The organism is Cutibacterium sp. KB22876, from assembly GCF_059728865.1.
In genome coordinates this window covers 2,128,883-2,143,008 of the sequence record NZ_AP040858.1, presented here as the reverse complement: position 1 = coordinate 2,143,008, position 14,126 = coordinate 2,128,883, and the positions used below count along the sequence as shown (strand labels likewise).

General features: G+C 62.2%; 14 protein-coding genes, 1 tRNA gene and 1 other RNA gene. 14 read left to right on the top strand and 2 right to left on the bottom strand.

Features of this window, described 5'->3' with window-relative positions:
* Positions 1-28: 28 nt before the first annotated feature.
* A tRNA-Val gene (locus AC6I1W_RS09735) sits at positions 29-102 on the bottom strand.
* Positions 103-200: 98 nt separating this feature from the next.
* Here AC6I1W_RS09735 and prfB point away from each other — a divergent pair.
* From prfB to ssrA, 12 genes are all read left to right on the top strand, one after another.
* Positions 201-1,307 carry a peptide chain release factor 2 gene (gene prfB / locus AC6I1W_RS09730; protein ID WP_172590591.1) on the top strand — a complete coding sequence of 369 codons (1,107 nt, stop codon included), beginning with the start codon at positions 201-203 and terminating at the stop codon, positions 1,305-1,307.
* Between the two features lie 10 nt (positions 1,308-1,317).
* Entirely contained in the window at positions 1,318-2,004 is a 687-nt protein-coding gene (ftsE, locus tag AC6I1W_RS09725) for a cell division ATP-binding protein FtsE (RefSeq protein ID WP_117189208.1), read from the top strand.
* 32 nt (positions 2,005-2,036) lie between these two features.
* Positions 2,037-2,939 carry a permease-like cell division protein FtsX gene (gene ftsX, locus AC6I1W_RS09720; RefSeq protein ID WP_212750683.1) on the top strand — a complete coding sequence of 301 codons (903 nt, stop codon included), beginning with the start codon at positions 2,037-2,039 and terminating at the stop codon, positions 2,937-2,939.
* A 46-nt stretch (positions 2,940-2,985) separates the two neighbouring features.
* Positions 2,986-3,468 carry an SsrA-binding protein SmpB gene (gene smpB / locus AC6I1W_RS09715; protein WP_004811003.1) on the top strand — a complete coding sequence of 161 codons (483 nt, stop codon included), beginning with the start codon at positions 2,986-2,988 and terminating at the stop codon, positions 3,466-3,468.
* A gap of 98 nt (positions 3,469-3,566) precedes the next feature.
* The gene (gene argC, locus AC6I1W_RS09710; protein WP_117189206.1) at positions 3,567-4,622 is read left to right on the top strand and encodes an N-acetyl-gamma-glutamyl-phosphate reductase; all 1,056 of its coding nucleotides are present in this window, start codon (positions 3,567-3,569) and stop codon (positions 4,620-4,622) included.
* An 11-nt stretch (positions 4,623-4,633) separates the two neighbouring features.
* Entirely contained in the window at positions 4,634-5,800 is a 1,167-nt protein-coding gene (argJ, locus tag AC6I1W_RS09705; protein ID WP_117189204.1) for a bifunctional glutamate N-acetyltransferase/amino-acid acetyltransferase ArgJ, read from the top strand.
* Entirely contained in the window at positions 5,797-6,729 is a 933-nt protein-coding gene (gene argB / locus AC6I1W_RS09700) for an acetylglutamate kinase (RefSeq protein WP_004811010.1), read from the top strand. Before argJ ends, argB begins: the two co-directional genes overlap by 4 nt.
* Positions 6,730-6,739: 10 nt before the next feature.
* On the top strand, positions 6,740-7,939 hold the full coding sequence (locus AC6I1W_RS09695) for an acetylornithine transaminase (RefSeq protein ID WP_036980101.1): 1,200 nt from the start codon (positions 6,740-6,742) through the stop codon (positions 7,937-7,939).
* A gap of 145 nt (positions 7,940-8,084) precedes the next feature.
* Positions 8,085-9,491, top strand: coding sequence for an argininosuccinate lyase (gene argH / locus AC6I1W_RS09690; protein ID WP_117189258.1), 1,407 nt, complete (start codon positions 8,085-8,087; stop codon positions 9,489-9,491).
* A complete protein-coding gene (locus AC6I1W_RS09685; protein WP_117189202.1) occupies positions 9,488-10,021 on the top strand; it encodes a DUF1707 SHOCT-like domain-containing protein in 534 nt (177 codons plus the stop codon). Before argH ends, AC6I1W_RS09685 begins: the two co-directional genes overlap by 4 nt.
* 97 nt (positions 10,022-10,118) lie before the next feature.
* Positions 10,119-10,730 carry a DUF1707 SHOCT-like domain-containing protein gene (locus tag AC6I1W_RS09680; RefSeq protein WP_171048562.1) on the top strand — a complete coding sequence of 204 codons (612 nt, stop codon included), beginning with the start codon at positions 10,119-10,121 and terminating at the stop codon, positions 10,728-10,730.
* Positions 10,731-10,759: 29 nt separating this feature from the next.
* Positions 10,760-11,130: a transfer-messenger RNA gene (gene ssrA / locus AC6I1W_RS09675) on the top strand.
* A 301-nt stretch (positions 11,131-11,431) separates the two neighbouring features.
* On the opposite strand, the gene AC6I1W_RS09670 is transcribed toward ssrA, so the two are convergent.
* Positions 11,432-12,295 carry an amino acid oxidase gene (locus AC6I1W_RS09670; RefSeq protein WP_117189198.1) on the bottom strand — a complete coding sequence of 288 codons (864 nt, stop codon included), beginning with the start codon at positions 12,293-12,295 and terminating at the stop codon, positions 11,432-11,434.
* 419 nt (positions 12,296-12,714) lie between these two features.
* On the opposite strand from AC6I1W_RS09670, the gene AC6I1W_RS09665 reads away from it, so the two are divergent.
* Both AC6I1W_RS09665 and mtrA read left to right on the top strand, forming a co-directional pair.
* A complete protein-coding gene (locus AC6I1W_RS09665; protein WP_065674053.1) occupies positions 12,715-13,293 on the top strand; it encodes a YqgE/AlgH family protein in 579 nt (192 codons plus the stop codon).
* Positions 13,294-13,357: 64 nt separating this feature from the next.
* Positions 13,358-14,068, top strand: a complete 711-nt coding sequence (mtrA, locus tag AC6I1W_RS09660) for an MtrAB system response regulator MtrA (protein ID WP_117189196.1) — start codon at positions 13,358-13,360, stop codon at positions 14,066-14,068.
* Positions 14,069-14,126: the final 58 nt, after the last annotated feature.

Genomic DNA, 14,126 nt, shown 5'->3' with positions numbered 1-14,126 from the left:
CCCGAATGCGATCTGCGGCGCGCAAGGGTGGGCGCAGCCGGGCTCGAACCGGCGACCTCCAGCGTGTAAGGCAGGCGCTCTGACCAACTGAGCTATACGCCCCGGACGCACCACTGTAGCGAGTCATGAGTGCGAGCACACCGTCCGGGTCGGCGTCGTCGCAGCTGAGTTGTCGTCGTGTCCCTGTAGAGTTGGTCGACGTGGCATTGGTAGACCTTCAGCAGACCGTCGAGGAGCTTGGCGCATCCCTTTCCTCGATTGAGAACGTTCTCGACCCCGAGGCCAAGAAGGCCGAGATCGCGGACCTTGAGGAGGAGGTGGCCGCCCCCAATCTGTGGGATGACCAGGAGAACGCCCAGCGGGTGACCTCCAGGCTGTCTGCCCTTCAGGCTGAGATTGAGCGCTTGGAGCGACTGCGTTCTCGCATCGAGGACGTCCAGGTCCTGCTGGAGTTCGCAGCTGACGGCGATGACGCAGAGTCCCTGGCGGAGGCGACGAGTGAGACGGCCAAGCTTCGTGAGGATATCGACGCTCTCGAGGTTCGTACCCTGCTGTCCGGTCAGTACGACGAGCGTGAGGCGGTCGTCACCATCCGTTCGGAGGCTGGTGGCGTCGACGCGGCTGACTTCGCCGAGATGTTGCTGCGGATGTACCTGCGTTGGGCCGAGCGTCACGGTTACAAGATCGAGGTTCTTGACACCTCGTACGCAGAGGAGGCGGGCATCAAGTCCGCGACTTTCGTCGTCCATGCTCCCTTCGCCTACGGCACCTTGTCGGTCGAACAGGGCACTCACCGTCTGGTGCGTATCAGCCCCTTCGACAACCAGGGACGTCGTCAGACCTCCTTTGCCGGTGTCGAGGTGCTCCCCGTCGTCGAGGAGACCGACCACGTCGACATTCCGGAGTCGGACCTGCGCGTCGACGTCTTCCACGCGTCCGGCCCCGGTGGCCAGGGAGTCAACACCACCGACTCGGCTGTCCGCCTGACCCACCTTCCCACTGGCATCGTGGTGAGCTGTCAGAATGAACGTTCCCAGATACAGAACAAGGCTGCTGCCCTTCGAGTCCTGCAGGCCAAGCTGCTGGAGAAGGCGCGCGAGGAGCAGGAAGCCGAGATGAACTCGCTGAAGTCGGAAGGCAACTCGTGGGGTGCCCAGATGCGCTCCTACGTGCTGCATCCGTACCAGATGGTCAAGGATCTGCGCACCAATCACGAGGTTGGCAACACCGACGCGGTCTTCGACGGCGACATCGACGACTTCATTGACGCCGGCATCCGTTGGCGTCGCAAGAACGAGACTGACTGACGGGACAGACGTGATCACCTTCGAAAACGTCACGAAGACATATTTCGGACAGAGTCAGGCCGCTTTGTCCGACGTCAACGTCGACATCGACAAGGGGGAGTTCGTCTTCCTCGTCGGCCAGTCCGGTTCGGGCAAGTCGACTTTCATCCGACTGATCATGCGCGAGTACCGCCCGACGAGGGGAACCCTCTACGTCGCCGGTAAGAACCTCAATCAGCTGAGGTCGTGGAAGGTGCCGGCCCTGCGTCGTCAGATCGGTACGGTATTCCAGGACTTCCGCCTGCTGCCGGGCAAGTCGGTCTATGACAACGTCGCCTTCGCGATGCAGGTCATCGGCAAGTCGACCAAGGAGATTCGTACCGTCGTCCCTGAGACCTTGGAACTGGTCGGCTTGGACGGCAAGGAGAAGCGGACGCCCGATGAGCTCTCCGGTGGTGAGCAGCAGCGCGTCGCCTTGGCCAGGGCCTTCGTCAATCGTCCCAAGATCCTCATCGCCGACGAGCCGACCGGAAACCTCGACCCTGATACTGCCGTGGGCATCATGAAGGTCCTTGATCGCATTAACCGCACTGGTACCACGGTTGTCATGGCCACTCATGACTCGACGATCGTCGACCAGATGAGACGACGAGTCATCGAGCTCGAGTCCGGACATGTCGTCCGGGACGAGAACGAGGGCGTTTACCGCAACTCCTGAGATCCCCGACACGAGACAGAACGAGGAAATACATGCGTCACACCTTGCGAGAGACGTGGTCCGGGCTGCGCCGCAATGCGACGATGACCCTGGCCGTCATCGTCACGATGTGGGTTTCCCTGTCCCTGTTCGGGGCGGCCCTGCTGGCCACCCAGCAGGTCGACCTGCTCAAGGGCAAGTGGTATGACAAGGTCGAGGTCTCGGTCTTCCTGTGTGTTGACGGCGTCTCGGGGGCGCAGTGCTCGGGGGAGAAGGCCGCCACTCAGGCTCAGAAGGACGAGATTCGTCAGGCTCTGCAGACCAATCCCCAGGTCTCGCATGTCTACTACGAGTCCAAGCACGAGGCCTTCCAGGAGTACCAGCGCATCTATGCGGATTCACCGGTCAAGGACGTTCTCACCGAGGACACCATTCAGGACTCCTATCGCGTCAAATTGGTCGATCCCCAGCAATATGAGGGGGTGGTGACGGAGGCGCAGGGCCTGCCCGGTGTGCAGTCGGTCGTTGACCTGCACAACGTGTTGGACCCGATATTTCTGTGGATGAATGCCCTCAAATGGGTGACCTTCGGAATGTCGGCGCTCTTGTTGGTCGCTGCGGCCTTGCAGATTGGCAACACCATTCGGATGGCTGCCTTCGCCAGACGTCGCGAACTGGGCATCATGAAGTTGGTAGGTGCTTCGAACGCGTATATCCTCATGCCCTTCCTCCTGGAGTCCCTCATCGCGGGTCTCATCGGAGCGTTGCTGGCCTGCCTCACCCTCGCCTTGGGCGCCGACTTGGTGGTCATGCGCAAGATGGCTCATTTCATCACGACGGTGGCGTGGGTTGGGTGGCCCCAGGTGTGGACCTCGATCGCGTGGATGATCGTCGTGGCCATCGTGTTGTCCGTGGCACCGGCCTACATTGCGACCAAGAAGTACCTCAGGGTCTGAGTTCCTCCGTATAGGATGGAACGTCCTGTGTCGAAGGAGGTCCGCCATGCCCAGGGAACAGGGTGTCAAGGTCGTCGCGCGTAATCGCCGCGCCACCCACGACTACACCATCGGTGATAAGTGGGAGGCCGGGCTCGTCCTACAGGGCACTGAAGTGAAGTCCTTGCGCGCCGGCAAGGCTACCTTGACCGATGCTTTCGCCCAGGTCGATGACAGGGGCGAGGTGTGGATGTACAACCTGCACATCCCCGAGTACGCCTTCGGAACCTGGCGCAACCACGACGTCATGCGCAAGCGCAAGCTGCTTCTCAACAAACGCGAGATCGCCAAGCTGTCGCGGGAGGCTGACGGTCCGGGCAAGACGATCGTCCCGCTGCAGCTGTACTTCAAGGACGGTTACGCCAAGGTCGAGATCGCCGTCGGTACCGGCAAGAAGGACTGGGACAAGCGTCAGGCCATTCGTGAGCGCGACGCCAAGCGTGAGGCGCAACGAGCACTGGCGAATCGCGTGCGCAACCGCAAGCGCTGAATCGTTGACGACCGCCACTGCGCTCACAGTGCGGTGGCGGCATTCTGACCCCACATTGTGAATGCGAATTGGAGGAACATGCGTTCTAGTGTATAACTATGCACATGAGCGCAAAAGGATTCACCGTCGCGGTGGTTGGAGCTTCCGGATACGCGGGAGCTGAGGTCGTGCGCTTGCTGGCCCAACACCCCGAGCTGACGATGGGGGACCTTGCCGCGCACCGGCAGGCTGGCCTCCCAGTGGGCCAGGCGATGCCACACCTGGCCGGGGTGGCGGGGGAACGGACGCTGTCCGAGATTGACGTCAATCGGTTGGCGAGCCATGACGCCGTCGTGCTGGCCCTTCCCCATGGCGCCTCTGGCAGGATTGCCAGCGGGCTCAGCGAGGTCAATCCTGATGTTGTCATCGTCGATGCCGGTGCAGACTTCCGGCTGTCGTCGTCCTCGGACTGGCAGCGCTGGTACGGCGGCGATCATGCCGGCACCTGGACCTATGGTCTTCCGGAACTTCCGCTGGCTGCCGGCGGTTCGCAGCGCAGCAACCTCGTCAGGGCCAGGCGGATCGCCGGACCCGGCTGCAATGCCTCAGCGGTGGCCCTCGGTTTGGCGCCGCTGGTCGACCTCGTCGACACCTCTCAGACGGCAGTGACCCTGGTAGTGGGGACCTCGGGGGCCGGGAAGTCGAGTCGTCCGGACCTCACCTTCTCCCGCATGAGTGGGGGAGCCCACCCCTATTCCGTCGGCAATGCTCACCGGCATATCCCCGAGATCATGCAGTCCCTGCGTACCTCGGGTGCCACGGATCCGCACCTGAGCGTCAGCGCCGTTCTCGTCCCCATGACCCGTGGAATTCTCGCGGTGTGTACCGCACCGTCCCAGGCCTCGACCGCGACACTCGGCGGACGCCTGCGCGAGGTCTACCACGACGAGCCGCTCATTCACGTCACCAATGCTCACCCAGACACCCATGACGTCGCCGGATCGGCGATGGCGCACATCAATGCCGTCGGTGACCTCGACAACGGTCTGGCCACCGTCGTCGTCGCCCTCGACAACCTCGTCAAGGGCACCGCCGGTGCTGTCGTCCAGAGCCTCAATCTGGCCATGGGACTCCCCGAGACAGCGGGGCTTCCCATGGTTGGCCTCAATCCGTGACAGGAGGATTCATGTCCGTTACCTATCCGCTCGGATTCCGCGCCCGTGGCGTCCAGGCCGGGCTGCGAACCAAACCGGCCCCGGATCTAGCGTTGATCGTCAACGACGGCCCTCGCGACACCGTCGCCGGAGTGTTCACGACCAATCGCGTCAGTGCCGCTCCCGTGCAGTGGTCTCGCCAGGTTGTTTCTGACCACAAGGCACGAGCGGTCATTGCGAATGCAGCTGTCGCCAATGCCTGCACCGGAATCGACGGCCTGACGGACTCCCAGTGCGAGGCCGAGCATGTCGCAACACTGGTCGGTTGTCAGACTGACGAGGTGGTCGTCGCCTCGACAGGAGTCATTGGTGTGCGACTCGACATGCCCTCAATCTTGGTGGGAGCCACGACCGCGCACACCTCCTTGGACAGGGGAGACGCCGTTGACGAGTCGGCGGCACGGGCAATCATGACGACCGACACCGTTCCCAAGTCCGCCACCGTCGAGAGGAATGGGACACGATTCGGAGGGATCGCCAAGGGGGCAGGCATGTTGGCTCCCCAACTCGCGACGATGCTCGTCTTCCTTACCACCGACGCCGTCGTGGACCCCGAGGAATTCCAGGACGTCCTGGCCCAGGCGTGTGACGTCACGTTCAGCCGCGTCGACTCTGACGCCTGTATGTCGACCAATGACACTGTCGTTGCGATGTCGTCCGGGGCATCCGGCGTCAGCCTCACGGGTGATGCCCTTGTCTCTACCCTGACCGACTTGTGTGCAACCCTGGCTCGCCAGCTCGTCGCCGATGCCGAGGGATCCCACCACGACGTCAAGGTGACCGTCCACGGAGCGACGAGTACCGAGGCTGCGGTGGCCGTCGCACGCGAGGTCACCCGATCCAACCTCGTCAAGACCGCCATTGCCGGCAACGACCCCAACTGGGGACGAATCCTGGCAGCTGTCGGATGCGTGCCCGAGGACGTGGCCCCCTACGATCCCGACGCGGTGGACGTCTCGGTCAACGGCATCCAGGTGTGCAGATCGGGAGGGATCGGCGACGACCGCGATCTCGTTGACATGAACCCGCGAGAGGTCCACATCGACATTGACCTGCACGCTGGTGATGCCGAGGCCGCGATGTGGACCAATGACCTGACCCACGAGTACGTCGAAGAGAACAGCGCATACACATCATGACCCTTGCCCTTGACATTCCCCTCAACGATTCACAGTTCTCGGCTCAGCGAAAGTCAGAGGTGCTGGTTGAAGCGCTACCTTGGATCAGACGGTTCCAGGGCCGGACCGTCGTCGTGAAGTACGGTGGCAATGCCATGGTTGACCCGGGCTTGCAGCAGGCCTTTGCCGACGACATCGTCTTCATGGCGTCGGTGGGTATCCGTCCGATCGTCGTCCATGGCGGTGGACCTCAGATCAACGCCATGCTCGCCGAATCCGCGACACCCGTGGAGTTCCGCAACGGTTTGCGGGTGACGTCTCCCGAGGTCATGGAGGTCGTCCGGATGGTGCTCGTGGGCCAGGTCGGTCGTCAGCTCGTCAACCGGATCAATTCCTACGCACCACTTGCGGCTGGCATGTCGGGCGAGGATTCCGGATTGTTGGCGGCGCGGAAGTCTCGGGTCATCGTTGATGGGGAACGGATCGACATGGGCTTGGTCGGAGACATCGTCGACGTCAACACCGAACTCATCAACTCCATGTTGGATCGCGGGCAGATCCCCGTCATTGCCCCGGTGAGTCCCGAGGTCGACGAGGCCGGCCGACCGACCGGGCAGGTCCTCAACGTCAACGCTGACGCCGCTGCAACCGCCATCGCCCAAGCTCTGTGTGCCGAGAAACTCGTCATGCTGACGAACGTTGCTGGTATCTACGGCGCCTGGCCGGATCCGCACACCCTCATCTCGGAGATCTCGGACACGGATCTGCGCGCCATGATCCCTCGCCTGGGGGAGGGGATGCGGCCCAAGGGTCAGGCCTTACTCGACGCCATTGACGGCGGGGTCGCGAGCGCGGCAATCGTCGACGGACGAATCGAGCACGCCTTGTTGTTGGAGATCTTCACCACCAGGGGAGTCGGAACGATGGCCCGGCGCGATGACTACGTCTGAGGGGATGACGATGACTGACGATCAGACGACTGGCACTTGGCGGGAGCGCTACCGGCGCGACCTGCTCGGCGTGTTCGGCAGCCCCCAGCTGTGCCTGGAACGCGGTCACGGTTGCGTCGTCGTCGACAGTGACGGCAAGGAGTACCTCGATCTGCTCGGCGGTATTGCCGTCAACGCCCTGGGCTATGCGCATCCCGCATGGGTTGAGGCCGTCAGCCATCAGGCCGCGACCCTTGCCCACGTTTCGAACTTCTTCACCACCGGGCCGCAGCTCGACCTTGCCGAGAAGCTGTTGGCCCTGGCCAAGGCTCCACAGGGATCCGCGGTCTTCCTGTCGAACTCGGGTGCCGAGGCCAATGAGGCGGCGGTCAAGATCTGCCTTGCCCGTGACCCCGGTGGTCGAATCATCGCGCTCGAGCATGCCTTCCACGGCCGGACCCTGGGTGCTCTCTCGGTGACGCACAAGATCGCCTACCGTCAGCCCTTCGGCCCCTCAGCCGTTGACGTGACCTTCGTCCCTGCGGAGGACCCCGATTCTCTCGCCGCTGAGTTGGACAAGGGCGACGTGGCCGGGGTCTTCGTCGAGCCGGTTCAGGGAGAGGCCGGGGTCGTGCCGCTGTCAGTGGCGTACCTGCAACGGGTACGTGAGCTGACGGCCTCCCACGACGTCCTCATGGTCGTTGACGAGGTGCAGTGTGGGATGGGGCGCACCGGTCACTGGTTCGCTCACCATGGCGCTCACATCACACCCGACATCATGACCCTTGCCAAGGCTCTGGGCGGCGGCTTCCCCATCGGGGCGACGATGACCTTCGGACCCGACGTCTCCGGCATCCTCTCCGCCGGACAACACGGGACGACCTTCGGCGGCAACCCGTTGGCCTGCGCGGCGGCCTACTCAGTCATCAACACCATCGAGTCCGAGGATCTGCTGGCCCATGTGCGTCAGATCGGTACCTTGCTGTCGTCCACGCTGAGGCAGTGCCATCCTCGCATCACCGAGGTGCGGGGCAGTGGCGCCTTGCTCGGTGTCCAGTTCGATTCCGAGATTGCTGCCGACCTCGTCGTTGCGGCCCGCGACGCTGGGTTCATCGTCAATGCGGCCAATCCGTCGACGCTGAGGCTGGCCCCTCCATACATCCTGACCACGGAGCAGGCCCAATCCTTCGTCGACGCCCTCCCCGGCCTCATCGACGCGGTGACCGTCTGACAATCTGGTCGGGGTCCCCGGGAAACGCCACAGATGAACGGGGACGGTCATGGTGGTGGGTAAGCTGAAAATCACGTCCCCGAGTGAGGAGTTCTTCTTGACCACCGAACCGCACGACCACAACCGGAACAGCTCTGACCGTCCGATGGCATTGTGGGGTGGACGCTTCTCCGGTGGGCCGTCCGACGCATTGGCGGCCCTGTCCGTGTCGACCCAGTTCGACTGGCGGCTGGCGCGCCACGACATTGCTGGCTCCAGGGCCCACGCCGGAGTTCTCCACACCGCGGGTCTGCTAGACGACGAGCAGTACCAAGGCATGATCGAGGCCCTCGACAGGCTTGAGGACGATGTCGTCTCCGGACGATTCGTCGCCGGCCCTGATGACGAGGACGTTCACACCGCCCTCGAGCGCGGCCTCATGGAACGAGCTGGTGACGATCTTGGCGGACGTCTGCGTGCTGGTCGCTCTCGTAACGACCAGATCATTGCGCTGCTGCGGCGGTATCTGCGTGAGGAGGCTCGTAGCCTGGCCGGCGAGGTACTGGAACTGGTCAACGTGTTGGCGCGACGGGCCGAGGAGGCTGGTGACGCCGTCATCGCTGGTCGTACCCACATGCAGCACGCCCAGCCGGTGCTGTTGGCTCATCATCTGCTTGCTCACGCCTGGCCGCTGGTGCGCGACGTGCAGCGTTTCCGTGACCTCGATGCCAGGATGGACTGCTCTCCGTACGGCTCGGGGGCCCTTGCGGGGTCGTCACTCGGTCTGGATCCGGAAGCCGTCGCACGGGACCTCGGGTTCTCCTCGTCTGCTCCCAACTCGATCGATGGCACCGCGGCTCGCGACGTCGTTGCCGAGTTCGCTTTCGTGGCTGCCCAGGTTGGGGTTGACCTCTCGCGGCTCAGCGAGGAGATCATCATCTGGAATACCCGCGAGTTCAGCTACGTCACCCTTGACGACTCGTTCTCGACCGGGTCGTCCATCATGCCGCAGAAGAAGAACCCCGATATTGCCGAGCTCGCTCGTGGCAAGGCGGGCCGACTCATCGGCGACCTTGCTGGTCTCATGGCTTCCCTCAAGGGCATGCCGCTGGCATATGCGCGGGACCTGCAGGAGGACAAGGAGCCGGTCTTCGACCAGATCGATCAGCTCCATCTGCTGCTTCCTGCCGTGACCGGGATGATGGACACCGCGGTGTTCAACACCGAGCGCATGGCCGAGATGGCTGGTCAGGGATTCTCCCTGGCCACCGATGTCGCCGAGTGGCTGGTGCGACAGGGGGTGCCGTTCCGCGTCGCTCATGAGCTTTCCGGGGCATGTGTGCGTGAGGCCGAGTCCCAGGGCAAGGAATTGGCCGATCTCACTGACGACGAGCTGGCCGCCATTGATCCCCGACTCACCCCGCAGGTCCGTGAAGTCATGACGGTCGAGGGGTCGGTGCGCTCCCGGTCCGGACGCGGTGGCACTGCCCCCGTCCGCGTGGCCGGACAGATTGCTGAGTTGCGAGATGCTGTTTCGCAGTTGAGTGATTTCGGGAGGGACGTGTCCCGATGAGTTCCGGGTGGCAACCGGAGAATGCCTCGCTGCGGGTGACCAACACACAACGCGAGAGAGTCCTCGACCACATCAATGACGCCTACGCCCACGGAGTGATTGACGACGCGGAGCGAGAGCGTCGCACCGAGATAACCTTGTTGGCGCGCACTCGGTCCGAGCTTGACCAGGGCTACCGTGGGCTGCCGTCCTTCAAGCCATCGGTTCCGGAAGCCATCAGGGCACCCCTGCCTGACATTCCTGCCGAGAGGACGACGAAGGGAGTCGGGCTGTGTGCCTTGTCAGCATTCATCAGCGGACCAATCGGTCCGGCCATTGGTGTTGCGGTGACGAGGAGGGGATCCTGGGCGCGACGCAGGGTGAAGCGCCAGTTCATCACTCAGGTTGTGTTCTTCGCCTTGATGGGCTTCTTCGGTGCGTTCTCTCCTTCCGCATTCTCTGGTGACAGCGCGGCGCTCGGTACGGTCGGACTGATCTGGATGATCGTGACCATCGTCCAGGCGATTCGCGGATTCGAGGGACAAGACTGAGACGCTGGTCTGTGTTCATGCCGTGGCCCTATGACCGCGGTCGGTGTCGAGGTGGCCTTCATTGGTTTGGGCAACGGACCGAATCACGATGGATGTCGTGAATAGTTGTCAGCCGTGGCAGTCGGGAGAGGATCAGTGGCTCGTCAACGACGCTCAGCGTGATCGAGTCGTTGACTTCTTGCGAAATTCCTATGTCGACGGTCGTCTCTCGCCTGCTGACTTCGAGGACAGGGTGAGTCGTGCCCTGGCTGCGGTGACACGAGCTGATCTCAATGCGACCCTGGCTGGTCTAGCTGTCATCGGTGGTCGGGCCCGTTCCCCTCAGACTGCACGTATCGCTCCTGGGGAATCGTTGGCTGCCGGGCTGATCGGGTTGTCTCCGCTCTTCCTCGGGCCGCTGGGTCCGATGTTGGGTGTGGCGATTTCGCCTCGAGGTTCCTGGACTCGTCGTCAAGTTGCCCATCAGGCCAATTTCCAGGTGCTTGCCTTGTTGTTGGCCATGGTTGTGTTGGGGGTTGTTGCCAAAACGGGCATGCTTGTCATCGCCTTCCCCCTCGTCGGAATGGCGTGGTTCGCCGGGACGATCACTCACGCCGCTCGTGCCTTCGAGGGTGTCGAGTGGACGAATCCGCTGCTCGACGCGATCCCGCTGAAGTTCTTCGACGACGGTCGGCGTCGGCTGACGGGTTCGGTGACTCGGGGCCGATGAGGTAGACTTGACTGGTACAACACCATAGAGGGGATGACTGGTTTCGACTTGGAATGGTTGTTCCAGGAGAAGCGGGCCGAGGACCCAGGGTCAACTCGTTAACGACCCCTGGAAACCTATAAGTGCCGAGAACACTCGCACTGACTTCGCTCTCGCTGCCTGATCAGTGATCGAAGGGTCAGCCCGGATGTAGCCTTCCGTCCGGATTCTGGCCTCATTTAGAAGGCTTGCTGTACAGCCGTGGTCACGGAGGCTGTACGGGACTTTTCCGTGACTGGGCTTGTCTGCACCATGTCGGTGTGAGTGCAGGAGCCGAGTAACAACGACAGCATCGACTGCGCCCGGAGAATGTCTGGACGGTCTTTCAAGGACGCGGGTTCAATTCCCGCCATCTCCACTGAGTGCCTGCTGGCGTTGGTACATTGGCGCGCCGGCAGGCATTTTGATGCTGTCTACGCTGGGGCCATCGGTCCTAACCGGGGGGCAGGAGGACCGGGACATCGAGCGCACTCTCTACTACCCGAGGAATAGAACGGGACGAGCTGGTCAATGTCCAAATCGGTCGGGGTACTCACTCGATAGGTTGCAACGACCAGGACAGTGTGACGGCCTTTCCGGTTGAACCCGTCGTCAACCGGAAAGGCCCTCACGGTGGCTCATGATGCCGACCTTAGTCCTTGGCCCCAACCATCAACAGGCGCTCAGCAAACCTTGTTGACGACTTTGCTCGTGGTCAGCAGCTGGTTGGTCAGAGTGGTGCTCGAGGGGGAACTGGACGGTTGCCCGGTGTATGTGATGGTTGCTGACTGCACATATGACCTGAGACTAAATGATGACCATCCGTCATTAGCGATCATCCGGAATGTTGCCGGCATGATGAGGGTTTGCCCGTAGTACTTGCTCTTTGCCTGGGTCACCGTGGATGACGCCGTGGTCGTGTAGGTGAGCGTGCCGGTGACCTTCAGGGATCCGTCTGGCAATGTGGTTGTTGTCGGCGCGGTGACGGACCAGTTGCCAGCGACACTTTGGCTGTTCAGATAAGTCGCGTTGCCAGTTACCGTGACTAGTCTTCCAGAAAGCTCTTTAGTCCAGTCGTCCCGGTTCACCTTAATGTGGTTCGCCGCGTTCTGGGCCTTTTGCGGAACGATGACCTCGATATCGGTCACGAAGGTGGCCCCACGGTTCAGCGTTGCGGTCGAGCCAGGAATATATCCGGTGCCCGTCTGTGGCGACGTGGTGGGAACGGACCACCAGAAACCGCTCGACGAAGCATAAGAGCCATCCGCTCCCGATGAAATGTTGGTGACGGGAGTGAGTGACCCTTCACTGTTGTGAAAGTAAGTGAATAACCCTTCACTGGTGTGCACGTAGGCGCCATTGGTGTAGCACGTGTCAGAATCGTCCCAATGGGTGTCAGTTTGAGGGCTGCTACCGGACTTGACTGCAGCGAAGTATTTGCTGGGGGTCGTCGGGTAGTTGCCGGTAGAAGGATCGTCGGTTTGGTCATATCCGACATAATTCTTCGTCTTCGGATTGCGATTTTCCGGATTGATCTGAGTGGTCATGCCGGTAGTGACAAACAGACCATATTCGGCGGAGGCTGCGGGGTGGGGGGTGGACGCTGCGGAAGCTGGCAGTCGGTGTGCGGAGATGACAGCCGGCGTCGCCCACGCAGTGCCTGAGATCACGGTGCGCCGTCGGATCGCGGGAGAATTCACGATAGCCTTTCACAGTATGGCAGCATAAAAACGGTTTGGTGATACCCTATTGATTGATGCCATGCAAAATAATGCTCATCATATGGTCTCACTGTGTTTGCGCCCATATCTTATGGCTATCCTGCTGCGGATGCCGATCATGTGCCTCTGAACCCCTACACCGTCGAGTTGGTCACAGGTCGACACGATTGAGCTACTGCGGCGGCCGCTTACAGCCGACCTCACATTGACGATTACCTCGAATCACCCCGGCTCTGGGTGACACAATGGGCGTCGTGATACTCGCGAACCCTCTCAAAGCTGGTGACCTGCTGTTGGCGAGTCGCCACATCGACGAGGGGTGCTTCTGCGAGTCCGTCGTCTATCTCATCGACGTCGCCCCTGACGGTGTCCTCGGAGTCATCGTCAACCAACCCTGCTCGGCGGGAACGTTGCGCAGCCAACTACCCGACTGGGAGCCTCTCGCCACCCCTCCGCAGGACCTCTTCTTCGGGGGTCCGATGTCGCCCAGCGGGGCGATTTGTCTGGCTCGTGTGCAGCGTTCCAGCGAGGAGCCTCCCGGGTGGCGACGAGTCCAAGGACTGATCGGTCTGCTCCATCTCGACACCCCGACGGAATTGGTTGTGGGAGCGTTCACGGACGTACGGATCTTTGCCGGATACGCGGAGTGGGGGCCTGGACAACTCGAGGCTGAGCTCATTCGCGGTGATTGGATTCGCGCCATCGCTCACCCGGAGGACGTCTTCTCCTCGGAGCCGCATGGCTTGTGGCGAGCCGTCCTCCACCGCCAGAACGGCACGGCGGCGATGCTCGCCACCGCTACGGACAACCCCGCCCTGAATTGATCGATGGCTGGATGCCGTTGGGACTACGATGTGCACCATCCCGGAATGAGTCAGGAGGTCTGTGGTGGGCGCCACCGGTGAGCATGGGCCGATCCTCGTCGTCGATGACGACCCGGCCCTGGCCGAGATGCTCCAGCTCGTCCTGGTGAAGGAGGGATTCTCAACCGTGTGGGTCGGGCACGGCAACGACGTCATGGACGTCTTTCGGCAGCGCAAACCCGCACTCGTCCTCCTCGACCTCATGCTTCCGGGCCGTGACGGCATCCAGATCTGCCAGGACATCCGACGAGAATCCGGCGCCCCGATCATCATGCTCACAGCGCGGTCCGACACCCCTGACGTCGTTCGTGGATTGGGTGCCGGTGCTGACGACTACGTCTCCAAGCCCTTCCGCTCCGCAGAACTTGTGGCCCGAATCCGAGCCCGACTCCGCACCCCAGCTGCTGAGCGGGATGAGGGGGGAATCATCACCGTCGGGGACCTGACCATCAATCCTGCCGCTCACCTGGTGCAGCGAGGCGGGGAAGAGATCTCCTTGACGCCATTGGAGTACTCCCTGCTCATGACGATGGCCCAACGCCCCAACAAGGTGTTCAGCCGTGAGACCCTGCTGCGGGAAGTTTGGGGCTACACCAGTAATGCGGACACCCGGTTGGTCAATGTCCACATGCAGAGATTGCGCTCCAAGGTGGAACGCAACGCAGAACGTCCACAGATGATCGTGACGGTGCGCGGAGTCGGATATCGCATCAGGACACCCGGGGAGGAAAGCTGATCACCCCAGCGCGGCATGCTGGCCGCCCCCGACGACCTGCTTGGCCCCAGTCCTGGCT

Excerpts from the sequence above, each read along its gene's own strand:
- ftsX (WP_212750683.1), top strand. The coding sequence starts at position 2,037 with ATGCGTCACACCTTGCGAGAGACGTGGTCCGGGCTGCGCCGCAATGCG.
- smpB (WP_004811003.1), top strand. The coding sequence starts at position 2,986 with ATGCCCAGGGAACAGGGTGTCAAGGTCGTCGCGCGTAATCGCCGCGCC.
- argC (WP_117189206.1), top strand. The coding sequence starts at position 3,567 with ATGCACATGAGCGCAAAAGGATTCACCGTCGCGGTGGTTGGAGCTTCC.
- argJ (WP_117189204.1), top strand. The coding sequence starts at position 4,634 with ATGTCCGTTACCTATCCGCTCGGATTCCGCGCCCGTGGCGTCCAGGCC.
- argB (WP_004811010.1), top strand. The coding sequence starts at position 5,797 with ATGACCCTTGCCCTTGACATTCCCCTCAACGATTCACAGTTCTCGGCT.
- AC6I1W_RS09695 (WP_036980101.1), top strand. The coding sequence starts at position 6,740 with ATGACTGACGATCAGACGACTGGCACTTGGCGGGAGCGCTACCGGCGC.
- argH (WP_117189258.1), top strand. The coding sequence starts at position 8,085 with ATGGCATTGTGGGGTGGACGCTTCTCCGGTGGGCCGTCCGACGCATTG.
- AC6I1W_RS09685 (WP_117189202.1), top strand. The coding sequence starts at position 9,488 with ATGAGTTCCGGGTGGCAACCGGAGAATGCCTCGCTGCGGGTGACCAAC.
- AC6I1W_RS09670 (WP_117189198.1), bottom strand. The coding sequence starts at position 12,295 with ATGACCACTCAGATCAATCCGGAAAATCGCAATCCGAAGACGAAGAAT.
- AC6I1W_RS09665 (WP_065674053.1), top strand. The coding sequence starts at position 12,715 with ATGGGCGTCGTGATACTCGCGAACCCTCTCAAAGCTGGTGACCTGCTG.